The sequence below is a fragment of the Aeromonas sp. FDAARGOS 1417 genome (assembly GCF_019046985.1).
GTDB classification, from domain to species: domain Bacteria; phylum Pseudomonadota; class Gammaproteobacteria; order Enterobacterales; family Aeromonadaceae; genus Aeromonas; species Aeromonas veronii.
This window is the reverse complement of sequence record NZ_CP077221.1, coordinates 1,909,579-1,926,765: the sequence shown is the minus strand read 5'-3', so window position 1 is coordinate 1,926,765 and position 17,187 is coordinate 1,909,579. Positions and strand designations below refer to the sequence as shown.

18 protein-coding genes are annotated in these 17,187 nt (G+C 61.6%); 6 read left to right on the top strand and 12 right to left on the bottom strand.

Annotated features, from left to right (window positions below; translation table 11 throughout):
* The first annotated feature begins 124 nt into the window (after window positions 1–124).
* Both I6L47_RS08670 and I6L47_RS08665 read left to right on the top strand, forming a co-directional pair.
* Window positions 125–601, top strand: coding sequence for a CesT family type III secretion system chaperone (locus I6L47_RS08670; protein ID WP_254204838.1), 477 nt, complete (start codon window positions 125–127; stop codon window positions 599–601).
* A gap of 33 nt (window positions 602–634) precedes the next feature.
* Window positions 635–1,927 carry a phospholipase gene (locus tag I6L47_RS08665; RefSeq protein ID WP_216949109.1) on the top strand — a complete coding sequence of 431 codons (1,293 nt, stop codon included), beginning with the start codon at window positions 635–637 and terminating at the stop codon, window positions 1,925–1,927.
* A 94-nt stretch (window positions 1,928–2,021) separates the two neighbouring features.
* Here the strand turns inward: I6L47_RS08665 and I6L47_RS08660 are convergent, their stop codons facing one another.
* The 7 genes from I6L47_RS08660 to I6L47_RS08630 form a co-directional block, all read right to left on the bottom strand.
* Window positions 2,022–3,470, bottom strand: coding sequence for an ATP-binding protein (locus tag I6L47_RS08660; protein ID WP_216949108.1), 1,449 nt, complete (start codon window positions 3,468–3,470; stop codon window positions 2,022–2,024).
* Window positions 3,467–4,153, bottom strand: a complete 687-nt coding sequence (locus I6L47_RS08655) for a response regulator (RefSeq protein WP_005335091.1) — start codon at window positions 4,151–4,153, stop codon at window positions 3,467–3,469. Before I6L47_RS08655 ends, I6L47_RS08660 begins: the two co-directional genes overlap by 4 nt.
* Before the next feature lie 130 nt (window positions 4,154–4,283).
* Window positions 4,284–4,850: a tetratricopeptide repeat protein gene (locus I6L47_RS08650; RefSeq protein WP_228023533.1), complete on the bottom strand. Its 567-nt coding sequence runs from the start codon at window positions 4,848–4,850 to the stop codon at window positions 4,284–4,286.
* Window positions 4,851–4,917: 67 nt separating this feature from the next.
* Complete coding sequence (locus I6L47_RS08645; RefSeq protein WP_042082681.1) at window positions 4,918–5,787, bottom strand: SDR family oxidoreductase; 870 nt, start codon at window positions 5,785–5,787, stop codon at window positions 4,918–4,920.
* Window positions 5,788–5,829: 42 nt separating this feature from the next.
* Window positions 5,830–6,483: a TenA family transcriptional regulator gene (locus tag I6L47_RS08640; protein WP_100645292.1), complete on the bottom strand. Its 654-nt coding sequence runs from the start codon at window positions 6,481–6,483 to the stop codon at window positions 5,830–5,832.
* Window positions 6,480–7,946 (bottom strand): AMP-dependent synthetase/ligase, encoded by a 1,467-nt coding sequence (locus I6L47_RS08635; protein ID WP_216949107.1) that lies wholly within the window; start codon window positions 7,944–7,946, stop codon window positions 6,480–6,482. Before I6L47_RS08635 ends, I6L47_RS08640 begins: the two co-directional genes overlap by 4 nt.
* On the bottom strand, window positions 7,943–8,617 hold the full coding sequence (locus I6L47_RS08630; protein WP_216949106.1) for a thermostable hemolysin: 675 nt from the start codon (window positions 8,615–8,617) through the stop codon (window positions 7,943–7,945). Before I6L47_RS08630 ends, I6L47_RS08635 begins: the two co-directional genes overlap by 4 nt.
* Before the next feature lie 144 nt (window positions 8,618–8,761).
* On the opposite strand from I6L47_RS08630, the gene I6L47_RS08625 reads away from it, so the two are divergent.
* Entirely contained in the window at window positions 8,762–9,409 is a 648-nt protein-coding gene (locus tag I6L47_RS08625; RefSeq protein WP_216949105.1) for a class I SAM-dependent methyltransferase, read from the top strand.
* 39 nt (window positions 9,410–9,448) lie between these two features.
* Here I6L47_RS08625 and I6L47_RS08620 read toward each other — a convergent pair whose 3' ends face one another.
* Both I6L47_RS08620 and I6L47_RS08615 read right to left on the bottom strand, forming a co-directional pair.
* Entirely contained in the window at window positions 9,449–10,837 is a 1,389-nt protein-coding gene (locus tag I6L47_RS08620; RefSeq protein WP_216949104.1) for an FAD-binding oxidoreductase, read from the bottom strand.
* Window positions 10,838–10,865: 28 nt separating this feature from the next.
* Complete coding sequence (locus tag I6L47_RS08615; protein ID WP_216949103.1) at window positions 10,866–11,789, bottom strand: ABC transporter six-transmembrane domain-containing protein; 924 nt, start codon at window positions 11,787–11,789, stop codon at window positions 10,866–10,868.
* A gap of 107 nt (window positions 11,790–11,896) precedes the next feature.
* Here I6L47_RS08615 and I6L47_RS08610 point away from each other — a divergent pair, with 107 nt between their 5' ends.
* The 3 genes from I6L47_RS08610 to I6L47_RS08600 all read left to right on the top strand — a co-directional run bounded on the left by I6L47_RS08610 (window position 11,897) and on the right by I6L47_RS08600 (window position 14,665).
* Window positions 11,897–12,490 (top strand): TetR/AcrR family transcriptional regulator, encoded by a 594-nt coding sequence (locus tag I6L47_RS08610; protein WP_216949102.1) that lies wholly within the window; start codon window positions 11,897–11,899, stop codon window positions 12,488–12,490.
* Window positions 12,491–12,597: 107 nt separating this feature from the next.
* Complete coding sequence (locus I6L47_RS08605; protein WP_216949101.1) at window positions 12,598–13,824, top strand: winged helix-turn-helix domain-containing protein; 1,227 nt, start codon at window positions 12,598–12,600, stop codon at window positions 13,822–13,824.
* 91 nt (window positions 13,825–13,915) lie between these two features.
* Window positions 13,916–14,665, top strand: coding sequence for an ABC transporter substrate-binding protein (locus tag I6L47_RS08600; RefSeq protein ID WP_216949100.1), 750 nt, complete (start codon window positions 13,916–13,918; stop codon window positions 14,663–14,665).
* A gap of 88 nt (window positions 14,666–14,753) precedes the next feature.
* On the opposite strand, the gene I6L47_RS08595 is transcribed toward I6L47_RS08600, so the two are convergent.
* Genes I6L47_RS08595 through I6L47_RS08585 form a run of 3 tightly spaced genes read right to left on the bottom strand, consistent with a single transcriptional unit; the run spans window position 14,754 to window position 17,096 of the window.
* Complete coding sequence (locus tag I6L47_RS08595; RefSeq protein ID WP_216949099.1) at window positions 14,754–15,878, bottom strand: M20 family metallopeptidase; 1,125 nt, start codon at window positions 15,876–15,878, stop codon at window positions 14,754–14,756.
* A gap of 25 nt (window positions 15,879–15,903) precedes the next feature.
* Window positions 15,904–16,371: a YjiG family protein gene (locus tag I6L47_RS08590; protein ID WP_005335063.1), complete on the bottom strand. Its 468-nt coding sequence runs from the start codon at window positions 16,369–16,371 to the stop codon at window positions 15,904–15,906.
* Window positions 16,368–17,096, bottom strand: a complete 729-nt coding sequence (locus I6L47_RS08585) for a nucleoside recognition domain-containing protein (RefSeq protein WP_005335061.1) — start codon at window positions 17,094–17,096, stop codon at window positions 16,368–16,370. Before I6L47_RS08585 ends, I6L47_RS08590 begins: the two co-directional genes overlap by 4 nt.
* Between the last annotated feature and the right edge of the window lie 91 nt (window positions 17,097–17,187).

Sequence of the window (17,187 nt, the reverse complement as noted above, 5' to 3'; positions counted from 1 at the left end):
TGAATCTAAAAAACGCCGTTTCACAGCTAAATCCCCGCGCCTCTGCCAGAGGTAGCATCTCCACCATACCCTGAAGCGTGCGAGCTCGTTCGCCAGCAAGGGCTTGAGCGTGGAGTGCATCATAGTGAAACCCTATCAACAAATCGTATCTGAATGGCTATTGCTCGCGGGCGAACAGCAGGGCGTAGCCTTGAGTCTGGGCAACGATGGCCACTGCCGTGTGCCATTCGGTCTGGATGGCGAGTGCTTGGTCGAAGTGCCCGATAACGATAATCTGCAGGCATGCTACCTCTATATCCCCTTGCTGCGTCTGCCTGACGATGCGGCCAGTCAGTTGCAGCTGACCCGCTCGGCCCTTGAGCTGAACATGTTTGGTTTGACCACGGGAGGAAGCCAGATCAGTCTGGACAGTCGCAGCAACCATCTGGTGCTGACCTTTTCCTCTCTCATCGAGATGCTCGATAAACCCCTGTTTATGCAAACTCTGGGTGAATTTCTTGATCTCGGCGTCACCTTGCAGACGCAGTTGCAGGCGTTGAGCGCCCAGCAGGAGACAGCAGCCATTCCTTCCCCGTTATCTGGCGCCATGATCCCGTGTTGATGGATCGTCATTGGTATTAATCAGGAGTAGAAGATGTCTATTCAAAGCATTGGACAACCCCAGCGCGCTAGCGCTGTGGCCTCTCATGAGCATGGCGAGGTGCAATCCTCATCTCGCCAGCACTCGGTTCATCACAATCTGGCCTCTCACTATACCAGCCTCGGCTTCGGCTCCCGGGTTCAGCCGGGCAAGGTATTGAATACCTCGCTCAAGTGGTTGACCCTCAGTGCCCCGGCTCGCAAGATTGGCATCGCCATCCAGGGCGGCCATGACTCCCATGCCCAGAGTGCCAAGGGCAAAGCTCGTTACTGGATGGGCGCCATCATCAAAGGGCTGGCCAATATCACCGGTGGTGTCAGCAGCGTGGCCAGCGGTGCGGTGACGGCCGGGGTGGCCGGGGTGAAAAACCTTGGCGAGTCAGCGGCGCGTCTGGTGGCCTCCTCCTCTCTGGGGTTGGCGGGTAGCGTGATGAAGGGGGCCTCCCATCTGCCGCTCGGTATGTCAGAGCGGTTGCAACAAGGCTCACAGCAGGCCTTGAGTGCCGCCAAGGGGATCATCAAACCGGCCTTCGTGGCGAAGGCGCAGCAGGAGCCGCTGACTGCCGAGGGGGCGAGAGCGGTGATGGATGCGGCCCAGCTGGCGCGGGTCAGCTGCTCCAGCAGCTATCGGGAGATGCCGGCAGGCTACAGTCACGCCACGCTGGCAGATATTCCCCCTTCGATATTGGCCCGCCGTGAAGATGGTTCCGGTGGCACCGGGAGTACCCTGACGCTTCATGTCACCCCGGGCAAGAACGAGAATGACCCCTTTATCCTGACAGGTGATGCCTGGTCTGCGCTCAAGGTCGCCGTTTACAAGCGTGGCGATACCATGGTGCTCTCGTTTGTGGGCACTCAGCCTGCCAAACGCCCCGGCACCCTGAAGAGCGATGCTGGCGCGGCCCTTGGCATCAAGGACAGCGCGTTTCAAGATGCCGACCGGCTGGTCAAGGCCTTTGCCCAGCAGTATGGCGGCAAGGTCGAGGTGCTAGGCCACTCATTGGGGGGCGGTCTGGCGCAATATGCCGGCATCAAGCACGGGCTCAAGGTCACGGCGTTCAACAGCATGGGGCTGCATGTCGGATTGAGGGATCGCCTCGCTCACAAGCTGGACGATGCTAATGTCACCCACGTCAACACCAGCGGGGATCCGCTGAGCCAGAAGGTGGAGCACGGTGTGTTCGGGCTGGATGCCTCTTCCCAGGTGGGCAAGCGTTATGTGATTGAACACTCTGGCGGGCATCGCATGGAGGCGGTGACGGCAGGTCTGGATGCGCTGCTTGCCTGATCTGCCGGTGATGGCGCGGCGACAAGTCGCGTAGCGTCAGCGTGTTAATTATCTATAAACAACGCCTCCCTCTGGAGGCGTTGTCATTTTCGGATCAGGGCTGGGAGTGGGAGTGGGTGTGGGTCGGTAGCCAGACGCTCACCTCCAGCCCCCCTTCCGGCCGGTTGTGGACATCGAGATCGGCACCGTGCAGCTGGGCGATGCGTGAGACGATGGCCATGCCGAGCCCCACGCCATCCCCCTGCTGGGGATTGACCCGAAAGAAGCGTTCATACAGCCGGGGCAAGGCGCTGGCGGGAATGCCGGGGCCATTGTCGCTCACATCCACCCTCACCCGGTTGCCCTCTCGCTGAACCCGTACCCTGATCTCGCCCTCTGGCTGGGTGTAGCGCAGCGCATTGTCGATCAGGTTGCTGAACAGCAGCTCGAGCAGGGTGGCCTGCCCCATCACCAGCTGCGGCAATTCACATTCCAGCGATAGCTGCTGATCCTTCTTGAGCGCTATGGGAGCAAGCGTCGCCAGGGTGCCTTGCAGCAGGTGACCCACCTCCAGTTCGGTCAATACCAGCCCCTGCTGGTTGTCGATACGGGCCTGGGTCAGCAGTTGGCGGATCAGACGATCGCTGCGATCGAGGGCCTGCAGCATCTTGTGCAGGGATTGCTGGCGGCTCACTTCATCTTCGGCAGCCAGGGCATTTTCACTGTGGATCCGCAGCACCGCCAGCGGGGTGCGCAGCTCGTGGGCCGCCTCGTTGGTGAACTGTTTCTCCCGCTCTATGGTCTCCGCCAGCGCCTGCATCAGCCGATTGATCTCGTTGGTGAGGGGGGTCAGCTCCTGCGCGCTTGTCTTGAGGCTGAGGGGGCTCAGGTTGGCGGGGTGACGTTCACTGATGGCCTGGGCCAGCTGACGCAGGGGGGCCAGCCCGCGGGTGATGAGCCACCAGAGCAGGGCCAACAGGAAAGGCAGGGTGATCAGCAGCGGCAGCATGGTGAGGGTAGCCATCTTGCTGGCCAGTTCGCTGCGCTCGTCGTCCCGCTCGGCTACCACCAGCCAGGTCTGCTCCTGCTGATTGTAGAGAGTGAAGGTGCGCCACTGGTGATTATCTTTTTCGACAGTGTCGAAGCCGATGGCCAGGGTGACCAGCGGCTGATCCGGGGCGCTGGGGGCGCGCAGCAGCAAGCCGCCCTTTTCATCGAGCAGCTGGAAGTAGAGATTGCGTTCGAACTCGTGGCCGTAGGGGGTGATCTCCCGATCCTCGCCGGTCAGGTTGAGGCTGGGGTCTTTTTGCCACTCATCGGGATTTTGCGCCTCCCACTCCTGATAGACGGTGCCGTTGGCGGGCAGTTGCCCCTGCTGGGCCATGTAGCGAGCCAGCAGCTGGTTGGTGATGCGGGCCGACTGGGCGAGGCGGGCATCAAACAGCTCCTCCATCTCGTGGCTCGCCTCCATGTAGCCGATAAAGGCGCTGATGGTGAGACTCAGGCTCACCAGCGTCAGGATACCGGTGAGTAGAAAGCGGCGAATGGAGCGGGGGCGTTTCATCGTGCGGGTGTCCGGCTTGGCTGTTCGAGCTGGGGAATGATGTAACCGACCCCGCGAATATTGCGGATGAGGTCGCTGTAGAACTTCTTGCGCAGATGGTGGATATGCACCTCTACCGCGTTGCTCTCGGCGCCTTCATCCCAGCCGTAGAGGCTCTGTTGCAGCTGATCCTTGCTCAGCACTCGGCCGCTCTGGCTGATCAGCTCCTGCAGCAACTTGTATTCGTGGGGGGTGAGTTTGACCGCTTCCCCCTGATAGGTGACCTGCTGGGATTCTGGATAGATGAGGATGTCGCCATACTCCAGTACCGCCTGAGCTTGCCCCTTGCTGCGACGCACCAGGGCGCGCAGGCGGGCGTTGAGCTCCTGCAGGGCGAAGGGCTTGACCATGTAGTCGTCGGAGCCGGCATCGAGGCCGACCACCCGATCGTCCAGCGCATCGCGGGCGGTGAGGATCAGCACAGGCAGCTGGTGTCCTTCACGTCGCAACTTGCGCAGCAGGCTGAGGCCATCGATGTCGGGCAGATTGAGATCGAGGATCAGGGCGGCGAACTCGTCGCTCTTGAGGGCTGCCAGAGCGGGCAACCCCTGTTGCAGCCAGTCCACCGTGTAGCCGCTATGGCGCAGTGCATCCTGCATACCATCCCCCAGCATCACATCATCTTCCACCAGCAGGATCCGCATTCTTTTCTCCCTGTTTGTTGGGTGTGGCGATCTGGCTCAGCGCCAGGGCGTGCCGCGGCATAAACAACCCTGCCCACCAGTATGCAAGCTGGTGGGCAGAGTTTAAATAGTTCTTTGATCCATCAGGGTTTTATAGCTTGGCCAGCCGATCGCGGATCTCCATTCTGCGCCCTTCATCGGCCACTTCGCGACCCGGGCGGGCCGGGGCGGCCAGCGCCTTGTCGAGGTAGGTTTTGGCCTCGGCCTTGCGACCCTGATCCAGCAGGAAGTCGCCATAGAAGAAGTTGGGGTCGATGCCATCCGGATTGATGGCCAGCGCCTGCTTGAGCAGCTGTTCTGCCTTTTCGTCATCGCCAAAGCCGACCGGCCAGCCGGGCACCTGATAGTAGAGGGAGCCCAGACTGGTGTAGGCAGAGCCGTCCAGTGCTTTGGGATCCTGCTTGAGCGCAAGCTCCAGCTTGGCTTTGGCCTCTTTCACCAGACCCAGTGCCCCCAGCCCCCCTTTGGCCCCCGCCCAGGTGCTCTTGACGATGGCAGACCAGATCAGCAGATCGGCGCGAAAAGGCTCCTTGGCGCTGGCCGCTTCGGCCCGGGTGCTCAGGGTTTCGAGGCAGCTCTCTTTCGCCTTGCCGGTCTGTTGGTACTGGCAGACGGCCCACTGCTGCTGGATGGGGACGAGGGCATCATCCGCGGCCATGACCGAGGAGGACCCCAGCAGGATGGCGATGGCACAAGAGGTCACTGATTGACGGAAAAAGTTCATATTAATGCTCCTTCTTGGTCGGGATCGGGCGGGACAAGTCTGGTTGTGGCGCACTGTTGGCGCCGGCATCAGCCGTCCCTGGCTGAAGATGACGGGCATAACGTTTGATGATCGGCAGCTGTCTGGCCAGCGCTTTATCGACGATGCCGGGCAGCAGGGCATTGAGCCGCACGAACAGCTTTTCCGGCCAGCCGAGCCAGCTGCGGCGGGTTTCGTTGCACAGGGCGATGACCGCCTCTTCGGCCACCTCCTGCGGGCTGTCGGTCTGGGTGCCGAGCGCTGCATTCATCTCGTAAGCGGCCTCAGAATTGAGCTTGGTGCGGGTGGCGCGGGGGGCAAAGTGCAGCACCTTGATGCCGCTCCCCTCCAGCTCCCGTCCCAGCGCTTCGCTAAAGCCGCGCAGGGCAAATTTGCTGGCGCAGTAGACGCTGTAACCGGGGTAGCCGATGCTGCCCAGGCTCGACCCCATGTTCATGATGATCCCCGGCTTGCGCATGGTTGGCAGCAGGGCACGGGTGAGCTGGATGGGCGCCTCGATATTGAGCAGCAACTGGCGCTCCACCTGCTCGAAGCTCTGATCTTCCAGCCAGGCAAACTGGTTGCAGCCAGCGTTGTTGATCAGGATGTCGATCCCATCCTCCAGAGCCGGGTGTTGCAACAGCTTGGCCCGCTCCTGCGCAGAGCCGAGGTCGGCGAGCACCACCTGATGGCGCTCGGGATGAGGCAGTGACTTGCACAGCCGCTCCAGTGCCGGGCCGCGACGTCCGTGCAGCAGCAGGTGTGCCCCCTGGGCCGCCAGCTCCTGCGCCAGCTCTTCACCTATGCCACCGCTGGCGCCGGTGAGCAGCACGAGTTTCCCTTCAAGGTTCATGGTGTGGGTTCCCTTTTTGCTGTCTGCTGATCTGCTGCCGACTTACGGTGTGGCGGTGAGGTTGTAGAGCATCTCGCCATAGAGGCGGTAGACCACCTTGGCCCCGTGGATGATGGCGGCCTGATCCGCCGGACTCTCGACCCGATCCATCAGGGATTCAAAGAACTTGAGGTGCTCCTGATCCAGGGCGCCGTGGGAACTCAGGTAGCTCATCGCCTGCGGGGGCAGGCCGAGTCCCTTTTTCAGCTGGTCGGCGACGGTGAGGGCGATGGCCACGCTGGTGCCTTCCAGCACCTGTACCATGCCGAAGAAGCCCATGGGGTTGCCGCGCTGGATCTGGTCGTAGAGGAAGGCAACCATCAGCTCGATGGGCAGCCCCGGCTGGCCGTGGCGCACCGCCTCGGCATCGCCGCCACAGGCGCGGATATCGTTGAGGATCCACTCCTGATGGCCATACTCCTCGTCGATGTATTCGGCAATGGCCCCGCGCACCCACTCGTACTCCTGACCCAGCTTGCCGCCGGTTGCCATCAGCAGCGGAACTGTGTGGCGCACGTGGTAGTAAGCTTGCGCCAGAAAGGCGAGATAGGTATCACGGCTGATATCGCCACGGCGACAGGCTTCGATAATGGGGGCGTTGAACAGATGCTCACGCTCCTGAGCAGTGGCTTGTTGCAGAGTCTGGTAGAAGCTCATGACGATTCTCCTGTAAGGCATTGGCTGATTTGCCGGGAAAAGTGTTGGTAAATCTCGTTGCGACGGGGGCGCCCGTTGGCGGTCAGCAGGCCGGGATGCTGGTCGAGTGCTACCGGCAACCAGTGGTGCAGGCGGGCATAATCGGGCAGCCTCTGGTTCAGACCGGCGATCTGGCGGGGCAGATCCGCCTCTTTCCCCGGCAGGGGCTGGATCAGCGCCACGTTGGCGGGCTGACCATCGCCAAACACCACGATGCGGGCGATGGCGGGGCAGAGCTGTGCTTCGGCCTCCACCCACTCGGGGGAGAAGTTGCGGCCAAAGGCGGTGATCTGGACATTCTTCTTGCGCCCGGTGATATGGAGGTAGCCCTCATCATCGAGATGACCCAGATCGCCTGTGGCGATCTGCATGGCAGAAGGTTCGCTGCTGCCGAGATAGCCCAGCATGGCACTGCCGCTCACCATAATTTCGCCGTCGCTGGCGATGGTGACCTGACAGTGGGGCAGGGGGCGGCCGACGCTGCCGGGCTTGTCAGCATCCGGGCTGTTGAGCGCCACCACGGAGCCACACTCCGAGAGGCCATAACCTTCGTATACCGGCAGTCCGAGCTGGCGGGCATGTGTGATCAGGTCGGGGGCTACCTTGCCGCCACCGACGGCAATAAAGCGCAGGCTCTTGAGCTGCTGGGCCAGCGTCGGGGTGCTGGTGCAGAGCGCCAGCAGCAGGCGCAGCAGTTCGGGCACCAGCACCAGACTGTGGGTTGGCCAGCGCAGCAGGGCCTCCCCCAGCATGGCAGGGTTGAGCGAGCTGGAGCCGGTGAAACCGAGCTCCCCGAGGGACGGAATGCGGCTGCAGGCGCCGGTCAGCAGCGGCACATAAAGGCCGGTGATGTTCTCAAGCAGGGTCGCCAGCGGCAGCAGGGTGAGGTGTTTTTCCACCTTGGCTGGCGCGACCCGCTCGGCCAGCGCATGGCTCACCGCCATCATCTGGCTCAGGGACAGGCAGACGCCCTTGGGCTGGCCCGTGGTGCCGGAGGTGTAGGTGATCTTGGCGGTGCCCTTGGGCAGCGCCGGTCGATTGGCCGGGGTATGGCGCCAGAGCGGCAGCTCGCCGGTGATCAGCGAGAGCGGCTCGGCGGCATGCCACCCCTGATGATATGGGCCCACCAGCGCATCGGCGCCGCTGCTCTCCAGCAACCAGGCCTGCTGGGCCTGACTGAAGAAGTGGGGCACCGGAATGACCACGATACCGGCGCGGGTGCAGGCGAGATCCAGCAGCGCCCAGGGCAGGCCGTTGTCCAGTTGCAGCGCCAGACGGCTGATGTCGAGCTGTTGCAGCTGGCTGGCCAGACGCTGGATCTGTTGCCACAGGGTCTGGTAATCGAGACGCTGCTGGCTGCTCAGCAGCGCAGGGGATTGCGGATTCTCGCGGGCATGTTTGGCGATGGCGTCGAACAGGCTCATTGGGCGCACCTTTTTTGATGGGGCTGGTTATCACTGCTCTTGCCGGCATCGTCAAACAGGGTCGGCATGGGGGCCAGCAGATTGAGCAGCAGGCTGCTCTGGGCGAGCACCTCGCGCCCCTGATTGATGTCACCCACCATCACCTTGGGTTGGCAGCGGTAGTACTCACCCCAGGCATCGGCGTCGGCCCCCACCTGATGGGCCTGTGCGGGTGCCAGCTCCACCGGGTTGAGTTGCAGGCGGGCAAAGCTGTTGCGCAGCTTGGCGGTGCCGGTAAAGACCACGTAGTCGAGGGCGTTTTCACACAGCAGACGACACAGGGCCGCGAACATCAGTCGGGCATTGCCCGGTTCGCTGCAGGCCAGATTGCCCACTTCGATAATGCGGTTGCGTGCCGGGTAGACCCCGAGGCGGGTGTTGATGGCAGCCTCGATGGGTTGCTCCAGATACTGTTCCAGATAGAGAGGCCCTTCACTGGCATGATTGAGACCACAGGCACCGACCAGCGTCCCGTCCGCCCGATAGAGCCCCAGCAGACAGGGGAGGAAATGGGGGATGCGGGCGTTGAACTCGAGGGTGTAGGCTGCCTGGATATAGGTTTGCAGCGCCATGACCTGCTGCGGGGACTTGGCTAGCAGCAATCGGTAGGGTGCCTGGATCTCGATGGTCATGGGTGACTCCTTCTCTTGCGATGGTTTGAGAGTAAAAGGGCAAACTTAAGAAACCCTTAAGCAGCAAAAAAAGTTGTCAGCGAGGCAGCGGGCAGGCAATCTGCGCCGCTGTTATCCAACAGGAAGCCCCCAAGAGGAACCGCCATGTCATCCACCGTCAGCTGCCCCCTGTGTGCCAGCCATCGCAGTTATCCCCTGCCGGTGGCGGGCAAGCGCTATCATCGCTGCCTCGTGTGCGAGCTGGTCTGGCTGGATGAGGCGGATCATCTGGATGAGGCGGCGGAGAAGGCGGTCTATGACGGTCACGACAACCGGGTGGATGACCCCCGTTATCGCAGCTTTCTGATGCGGGCTTTTGGTGAGGTGCTGGCGCGGGTGCCAACCCCTGCCAGTGGCCTAGATTTTGGCTGTGGCCCAGGGCCGGCGCTGGTGGCGATGGGGCGCGAGGCGGGTTACCAGATGGCGGGGTATGACAAGTTCTACGCCGATTTTCCCGAGTTGCTGACGCGTCAGTATGACTTCATCACCAGTACCGAGGTGATCGAGCATATCGCCGAGCCGCGCACGGTACTGGCGCAGTTGTGGGATTGCCTCAAGCCCGGTGGCCTGCTGGTGCTGCAGACCCAGCGGGTGCTCGGTGACGAGCGGTTTAAAAACTGGCGCTATCGCCACGACCCGACCCACATCGTCTTCTTTGCCGAGGCATCGTTTCAGGTGCTGGCCGCCAGCTGGCAGGCCGAGCTCAGCTTCCCCCACGCCGATGTGGCGGTATTGCAGAAAGGCACGCCCTGAGGCGTGCCTTCGTCTGTTACTCGTCGGGTTCGCCCGGCGCTACTCCTTGTAGCCCTTGTCCTGCCACTGGTAGTACATCAGGGCAGATTTTACGCCAATTGACTTGAACGGCTCTGGCGGCAGCCACATCGGCAGACTCTGCTCCGCGTGGTTGAACCAGGGGTGCTCCTTGCCTTGATAGAGGCTGGCCACGATGTCGCCAAACAGGAAGGAGAGATTGATGCCGTGGCCGTTGTAGCCGAGGGCGTAGTAGATGTTCTTGTGATCCCCCATCACCCCCACCGCTTCGGTGCTGTCACCTGTCATGCCGAGCACCCCGTCCCACACCTGCTCAAATTTGATCCCCTTGAGGGCCGGATAGAGGGTCACCAGCTCGGTCATCATCATCTCGCTGACCCGGTTAAGATCGCCCTTGTAGTTGAGGCCGTCGTTGAAGACGTACTCGGCATTGCCGCCACCGATGACGATGCGGTTATCCGGGGTCAATACCAGATGGAACAGGATGTTGCGGGTGTCGTAGTAGGGCACCCGACTCTGCCACTGGATGGCGGCCAGCTGCTTTTTGCTGAGCGGCTCGGTGACGGCGCTCTGGGCGTGCACCGGAAAGACTCGCCCGCTGAAGTAGCCAAGTTTTGAGGTATAGCCGTTGGTCGCCAGCACTATGCTGTCGGCGGTCACCTTGTACTTGTCGGCTACATTGAGCTCGATCTGCTTGCCCTCCTTGATCCCCAGCACCGGGCTCTGTTCATAGATGGTGACGCCCGCCTGCTCCACCGCCTTGCGCAGGGCATTGACCAGTTTCATGGCGTGTACCTGACCGCCATTGGGGTCGTAGACCGCCCCCGCGTAGCGGTCGGTGCCGAGTTTTTCCTCTGTGGTATCGGCGTTCCAGTACTGGAGCGGGATGCCGAGGCGATTGGCGGTTTTCACATAGTCGCGGTACTCGGCGATATCCTCCTCATCGATGATCGCCTCCACATAGCCATCGAGCTTGAGATCGGCCTCTACGCCGGTTGAGGCAACCAACGCCTGCAGCTTGTGCATGCTGGCGACGGTGAGGTCGTAATGGCGCTTGCTCGCTTCCCCCTCTTCATAGAGATCCATCACCTCGGAGCCCGGTAACACCATGCCGCCGTTGCGACCCGAGGCGCCGCTGCCCACCTGTTTGGCCTCGAAGATAGCGATCTTGAGCGACGGATTGGCCTTGGCCAGATGCCAGGCGCTGGAGAGGCCGCTGTAGCCGCCACCTATGATGGCGATATCGACCTTCAGGTCTTGCGCCAGCGGGGCACTCTCCTCTGTCGGTTTCTCCTTGAACCAGTAGCTGGTGTTGGGCTCAAAGTCGCTCGTCTTGGGGCCGCAGGCGGCGAGGAAAAAACAGCTGATGCACATGGTCAACGCTCGTTGGCAAAGGGTGGTCGGATTCATCTTCTACTCCGGTTACAGATACAAAATATCAAATCATTTCATCGGGTTGGGCGGTGTTGACCCGGCGGCCTATGTCTCTCAGCCGGGCCAGCTGATCGGCAAGGCCGGGCCCCTCATCCAGGCTGGTGACAAAGTTCCAGAGGTAGGTCATCACAGCATAGACATGGCCTGCCGAGACCTGGGGCTGGGCCATTAGCATGGTGATGGCCAGCAGGAACAGCAGGGAGGCGCTGATGCCGACCGCCAGAAAGGCGAGTGCCTCCCGATCCGAAATCCGGATGCGGATCCAGGCCAGCGCGCGGTAGTGGCGGGCGAGGCTGGCTGACTGGGCATGGGTGACCAGCTTGACCTCGTGTTCCAGCCGATCGTTGAGCCGCTCGTGCAGCAGCTGGTTCTTGCGCGAAAAGCCGGGCAGCAGCAGGCCGAACAGCAGCAATACCCCCATGCAAGCGATGCCGACCCAGAACTCGATCACCATCAGCATCACGGCCGCCCCGACGATGGAGATCAGGCTGGTGGCCAGGATCGGGATATGTTTCTCGAAGAAGTCGACAAACTCCCGCGCCAGGGTGACCCGCGCCACTATGGTGGATTGCCCCTCCTGCTGCTGGCGTTGTGTCAGGATCACCGGCACCGCCAGTGCCGCATAGATATGGGTAAAGGTGCGGGTATCTACCGCCCGGCGCAGGGCGCCGATGAGCCAGAACAGCAGCACGATGAGGGCGTAGCTCGAGGCCTGCAGCCACTGGCCCTTGACGATGGCGTCGATGGCAAAGCCGGCGAACAGGGGATAGACCACCAGCAGGATGTTTTCGAGGGCCACCAGCGAGAAGGTGCCTGCCAGCTTGAGGGGATTGGCCCGTGCAATCGCCCCCAGCGAACGACCGGCCGAGTGTGGCAACGGCGTGGCCTGCTCGTCGCAACTGGCTGCCGAAGTGGTTGGTGTTGTCATGGGTTATCTCCTAAGATGTCGGAAACGCTAAGTTTGAGCGAGTGCTCAAAGTTTGTTTGAGCGACTGCTCAAAGTCAAGCAGATCGATTGATATCGCAGGAGGTCAGATGGCACGCCCATCAGCAGAACAGCGCAAAGAGATGATCATCGAGGCCGTATTGGCCCTGTTTCGGGAGAAGGGGATGGCGGCATCGTCAACCCGTGATATTGCCGAGCGCACCGGTCTGGCGCGCAGCCACGTCTACCACTACTTCAAGGATTGGAAGGAGCTCTGCCTCTGCGCCGTGGAGCGTTTCACCTATCAGGAGATCGCCGAGCAGCGGGAGTGGCTGTTGCCGCTGCCGGCCCGCGAAGCGTTGCCGCTCTTTGTGCGGGACAACCTGCCGACCAGTCAGGATGCCTCCTGGGCCATCTATCTCGATGCCTGGAACGAGTCACTGCGTGACCCTGTGTTTGCCGAGAGCTACCGCAAAATCATTCTGGCGTGGCGCGAGGTGCTGGAGCAGATCCTGCAAAAGGGGATCGACAGCGGCGAGTTTGCAGCGGGTGATGCCCGGCGACTGGCGCGCCAGATCACCTCCCTTATCAACGGCTATGCCGATGACCTGATTCTGGAGCCGACCCTCGAGACGGTAGAGGCCACTTATCAAGAGATCATGCTGGTGGTCAATCAGCTGGTCTTGCCCCCGGCTCACTCATAGCGGCGCAGGCACACAAGGGAGGGGAGGCATGTCAGCGTGGTGTCTCCCCCGGTTTTGTTGGCTATCCGCCGGGCGCGCGATGGCCAGATAACAGGGAGCGGTTGTTGATGTCGATTACCCATTTGTCACTGCAAGATGCCCGTCATCTGCAACTGGCGGCGCAAGGGCTGCTCGCCCCCCGTCGCAGCAAGGCGACTCCGGCCGATCTGTTGGCCACCATTCGCCGCATGGCGCTGCTGCAGATCGATACCATCTCGGTGGTGGCGCGCAGCCCCTATCTGGTGCTCTTTAGCCGCCTTGGCCAGTACGAACCGCGTTGGCTGGAGCAGCTGCTGGCCGACGGCGAGATCTTCGAATATTGGGCCCACGAGGCCTGCTTTGTGCCCCGCGAGGATTACCGGCTGCTGCGCCACCGGATGCTCGACCCTGCCGCCATGGGGTGGAAGTTTTCAGCCAACTGGCTCGCTACCCATCAGCAGGAGATTGGCCAGCTTATCGAGCGCATTCGCCAGCACGGCCCGGTGCGGGCGGCTGACTTTGAACGCACAACCGGCAAGGGGAATGGCTGGTGGGACTGGAAACCGGAGAAGCGCCATCTGGAGGTATTGTTTACCAGCGGTCAGCTGATGGTGCGGGAGCGGCGCAACTTTCAGCGGGTCTATGACCTGGCCGAACGGGTCATCCCCGAGTGGAGCGACCAGCGGGACCTGCCAAGCGTCGAGCAGGCGCAGCGGGATATGGTGCGCGCCAGCTGCCGGGCGCTGGGGCTGGTCAAAACTGGCTGGGTGGCGGACTACTACCGGCTGCGGCGCGGCAAATATGACGCCCTGCTCCATCAGCTGGCGGACGAGGGTGAGCTGCTGCCGGTACGGGTGGAGGGGTGGCAGCACGGCGCCTTTGTGCCCGCATCTCTGGCCGATGAGTTGGCAAGGGCGCAGGCGGGTAGCCTCAAGGCAACCCATACCACCGCCCTGTCGCCGTTCGATCCGCTGGTATGGGATCGCAAGCGCGCCAGTGAGTTGTTCAACTTCGACTATCGCATCGAGTGCTATACCCCGGCGCCCAAGCGTCAGTACGGCTACTTCGTGTTGCCGCTGCTGCATCGTGGCAAGCTGGTGGGCAGAATGGATGCCAAGGCCCATCGCCAGCAGGGAGTTTTCGAGATCAAGAGCCTCTATCTGGAAGCCGGTGTGAGAGTGACCCGCACGCTTGCACAGGATCTGGCGAAAGCCCTGCAAAAGCTGGCTGACTGGCACCAGACGCCGCAGCTTCGTTATGGTGCCATTCCGGCCAATTTGCTGACGTTGTGGCATGAAAGCGCCCCTGCAAAGTGAGCACTATCTCTTCTGGGCTAAGCTGCAAGAGGGATAAACAGTTCGGGAGAGGGAGATGAGACGAGCGGCAACATGGTGGGCGGGATTGGCGATGGCTATCTTGTCCCCCGCGCTATGGGGGCAAGAGCCACCAGTGAAGATCTGTCTGGGGGAGGGCAACGAGTGGGCCCCCTTTACCTACTGGGAGCGCAAGGACGGTGTGCCCGATACCAGCCGCCTGACCGGTTCGGCGACGACGCTGGTGCTCGATTCATTACAACAGAGCGGGCTCTCGCACCAGATCCGCTATCTGCCCTGGGCGCGGGTGCAGCAGGAGCTGGCGGATTATCGCCAGAATGGTCTGTGCGAGCTGACCTGGGATGCCAGCTACAAGCAGGAGCGGGCCGAGTTTGCCTTTTATAGCGTACCCCTCTATTACACTCACCTCGGTTTCTTCTATCTCAAGCGCCGCTACCCCGAACCGCCGGATCTGCAGACGGTCAATCGTTCCCGGGTGTGCGGGGTGATTGGCTACAACTACACCCCCTACGGGCTTGCGCAGGAGCCACGCCGGGTCAAACAGTTGCAGCAGGCGCTCGACATGCTGGAGCGGGATCGCTGCGACTTTCTGCCAAGCGAAATCGAACCTCTGGTGGCAGGCATCAGCCTTGGCATCTACCGCAGCGAGAGCGGGTTGCTCAATCTCGCCCTGCCCAGCCGCAAGGGATTCTATCTGCTGGTGAGCAAGGGCTCCCCCCGCGGCCACCAGCTGGTGAATATCCTCAATCAGTCGCTGGTGGCATTTCAGGAAGGGGGGCATACGGATGAGGTGATGCGCCGCTTCTTGCCGCCGATGGAGTAATAGCGAAGGGTTGCTGTCATTCTGGGGGGCTGATACACAGAGGGCCAGCCGGTGCAAACCGGCTGGCCCTTTTTTACGTGAGAGGCTGTCAGGCCGCCAGACGGGTCAGTACCTTCACCAGCAGCTCGATGCGCGGGGCAATGCTGGCCAGATCCAGATACTCCTCGTCACTGTGGAAACCGGCACCGATGGGGCCCAGACCATCCAGAGTAGGGATGCCGAGGGCGGCGGTCAGGTTGGCATCAGAGCCGCCCCCCACCTCTTGCCAGCTGATTGGCAGCCCCAGTTCGGCGCCACACTCCTCCACCAGCTGCATCAGTGCCTGAGTACCCTCAGACGGCACCATGGCCGGTTTGTGGGCCTCGCGGGTCAGCTTGATGGTGACGCCGTTCAGATGCGGCCGCTCGGCCAGGGTCAGCAGATGATCGTTGATCTGGTGGTACTCCTGATTGTCCCAGAAACGGACATCCACCACGGCGCTGGCATGGGCCGGCACTATGTTGGCGCCATTGCCCCCCTCGACAATGCCGATGTTTAGGGTGGTGCCGCTCTCGAAGTTGGTCAGGGCGTTGATGGCCAGGATCCAGTGGCCCAGCTCGGTGATGGCGCTGCGCCCTTTCTGCGGTTCGTTGCCTGCGTGAGCCGCCTTGCCGGTGAAATCGATGCGATAACGGGCCATCCCCTTGCGAGCCTTGACCAGCGAGCCATCGGCGCGGGCCGCTTCGGCCACCAGCACCTGCTTTGCCTGTTTGGCCACCGTTGCCAGCCAGTCGCTGGAGTGGAGGGAGCCAATCTCCTCGTCCGGGTTCATGCAGACGCAGATGCTCAGGCGATCGCGCACCTCGCGGGGCAATTCACGCAGGGCATAGACGATGTTGAGCAGGCCGGATTTCATGTCGGAGACACCGGGGCCGTAAGCGCGCTCACCATCGATGCTCATCGGGCGGGCGGCGGCGGTGCCGAGGGGGAAGACGGTATCCATATGGCCGATCAGCATTACATCGATCTGCGCCGCATCAGGCTGGTTGCGGATCTCCAGTCCCACCCCGGCGGCGCCACAGTCGACCCGCTTGATCTGCCAGCCGCCCATCGCCTCATATTTGGTGGCCATCAGGTCGGCCACTGCCGCAATGCCCGGTTGGTGCAGGGATCCGCAATCCAGATTGATCAGCGGGGCCAGTTCGGTCAGGTATTGATCCAGAGAAAAAGTCATTGCTTGCTCCACTATCAGGTTCGGGTCAGAGAAGGATGTTCATCACCAGCATGGCGCCGAAGGCGTTGAGTACCGAGATGGCGACCATGATGGGGATGTAACGCCCTTCGGTGCCGATGCAGCCGAGAATGCGGCCCATGTACTGCACCTGGGAGCCCATCAGGTAGATGGCTGGCGCCAGAATGGCGATGTGAGTGCCGTTGAGGATCCCCTGATCGAACAGGGTAATGACCACGCCGACCGCGCCACCCATCGACATCCAGGCGCCGATCAGCACGGCTGCCGCCTCACCGGGCAACCCGAAGATGGCCATGACAGGGGAGAAGATGGCGCCCATGGCATCCAGCGCGCCGGTGATCTGCAGCGCCTTGATGATAACGAAGGCCATCAGTACGTTGGGTACGGTGGAGGTGGTGGCGATGACCCAGCCCTTCTTGGCCCCTTCGACGAAGATATCGGTGACGATGGGTTTCTTGATGTTGGCCTGGCTCATTTGGCTTGCTCCTGAGTGTTGAGGGTCTGCTGGGTGTTGTTATCGGTCTGCTTGCCTTCGCTCATATTGAGGTAGACCCGGAACAGGTTGGCCCCGACAAATTTGAAGGCGAACATCACGATGACAGCCAGACCGATGGAGGAGCTGACCGCCGGGCTGCCATCTGCCAGTGTAAGAGTGAACAGCACGGCGCCGGAGGAGAAGAAGTTGACGATGGTGGCACCAGCGGAGAACTGGAACATGGTGAACACGTCGGTTTCACGTTTGGTGATGAGCCCTTCATCCTTGAGCTGGCGGGTCATGGCGGCACCGGCATCGGTACTCTGCAGGGAGGCGATAAGGGCGAGGCCGGTATTGCCCGGGATCCCCATCAGCGGACGCAGCAGCGGGGTCAGCAACTTGCGGGCCGCTTCCAGCGCGCCGTAGTGTTCCAGCACATTGATCATACCGAGGGCAAACATCACGGTGGGGATCAGGGTCAGGGCAAACAAAAAGCCATCGCGAGCGCCGTTGCCCCCCTTGCCGCGCATGTCGGTCATGGCGGTCTTGATGCCGTCACCATTCTCGCTGACGCTCTGGACCATGGTGCCGAACGAGCCGTTCAGCGTGGTGAAATCGAATACCCCGTACCACTCGCCGGATTGCAACAGTCCGGAGAAGAAGACCACGGCGAAGGCCAGTGCCAGGTAACTGCCTATGCTCACCGAGCGTGTTTTGTCTGTCATTAGCTAGCTCCATATGAATAATTATTTAATCTGAATAATTATAATTGATATGGATGTCACTAAATTGATGGTGGTCAAAATGGTTTGCTAC

What these genes read in the sequence shown, in the direction of transcription:
- I6L47_RS08665 (WP_216949109.1), top strand. Translation starts at nt 635, where the DNA reads ATGTCTATTCAAAGCATTGGACAACCCCAGCGCGCTAGCGCTGTGGCC.
- I6L47_RS08660 (WP_216949108.1), bottom strand. Translation starts at nt 3,470, where the DNA reads ATGAAACGCCCCCGCTCCATTCGCCGCTTTCTACTCACCGGTATCCTG.
- I6L47_RS08655 (WP_005335091.1), bottom strand. Translation starts at nt 4,153, where the DNA reads ATGCGGATCCTGCTGGTGGAAGATGATGTGATGCTGGGGGATGGTATG.
- I6L47_RS08650 (WP_228023533.1), bottom strand. Translation starts at nt 4,850, where the DNA reads ATGGCCGCGGATGATGCCCTCGTCCCCATCCAGCAGCAGTGGGCCGTC.
- I6L47_RS08645 (WP_042082681.1), bottom strand. Translation starts at nt 5,787, where the DNA reads ATGAACCTTGAAGGGAAACTCGTGCTGCTCACCGGCGCCAGCGGTGGC.
- I6L47_RS08640 (WP_100645292.1), bottom strand. Translation starts at nt 6,483, where the DNA reads ATGAGCTTCTACCAGACTCTGCAACAAGCCACTGCTCAGGAGCGTGAG.
- I6L47_RS08635 (WP_216949107.1), bottom strand. Translation starts at nt 7,946, where the DNA reads ATGAGCCTGTTCGACGCCATCGCCAAACATGCCCGCGAGAATCCGCAA.
- I6L47_RS08630 (WP_216949106.1), bottom strand. Translation starts at nt 8,617, where the DNA reads ATGACCATCGAGATCCAGGCACCCTACCGATTGCTGCTAGCCAAGTCC.
- I6L47_RS08625 (WP_216949105.1), top strand. Translation starts at nt 8,762, where the DNA reads ATGTCATCCACCGTCAGCTGCCCCCTGTGTGCCAGCCATCGCAGTTAT.
- I6L47_RS08620 (WP_216949104.1), bottom strand. Translation starts at nt 10,837, where the DNA reads ATGAATCCGACCACCCTTTGCCAACGAGCGTTGACCATGTGCATCAGC.
- I6L47_RS08615 (WP_216949103.1), bottom strand. Translation starts at nt 11,789, where the DNA reads ATGACAACACCAACCACTTCGGCAGCCAGTTGCGACGAGCAGGCCACG.
- I6L47_RS08610 (WP_216949102.1), top strand. Translation starts at nt 11,897, where the DNA reads ATGGCACGCCCATCAGCAGAACAGCGCAAAGAGATGATCATCGAGGCC.
- I6L47_RS08605 (WP_216949101.1), top strand. Translation starts at nt 12,598, where the DNA reads ATGTCGATTACCCATTTGTCACTGCAAGATGCCCGTCATCTGCAACTG.
- I6L47_RS08600 (WP_216949100.1), top strand. Translation starts at nt 13,916, where the DNA reads ATGGCTATCTTGTCCCCCGCGCTATGGGGGCAAGAGCCACCAGTGAAG.
- I6L47_RS08595 (WP_216949099.1), bottom strand. Translation starts at nt 15,878, where the DNA reads ATGACTTTTTCTCTGGATCAATACCTGACCGAACTGGCCCCGCTGATC.
- I6L47_RS08590 (WP_005335063.1), bottom strand. Translation starts at nt 16,371, where the DNA reads ATGAGCCAGGCCAACATCAAGAAACCCATCGTCACCGATATCTTCGTC.
- I6L47_RS08585 (WP_005335061.1), bottom strand. Translation starts at nt 17,096, where the DNA reads ATGACAGACAAAACACGCTCGGTGAGCATAGGCAGTTACCTGGCACTG.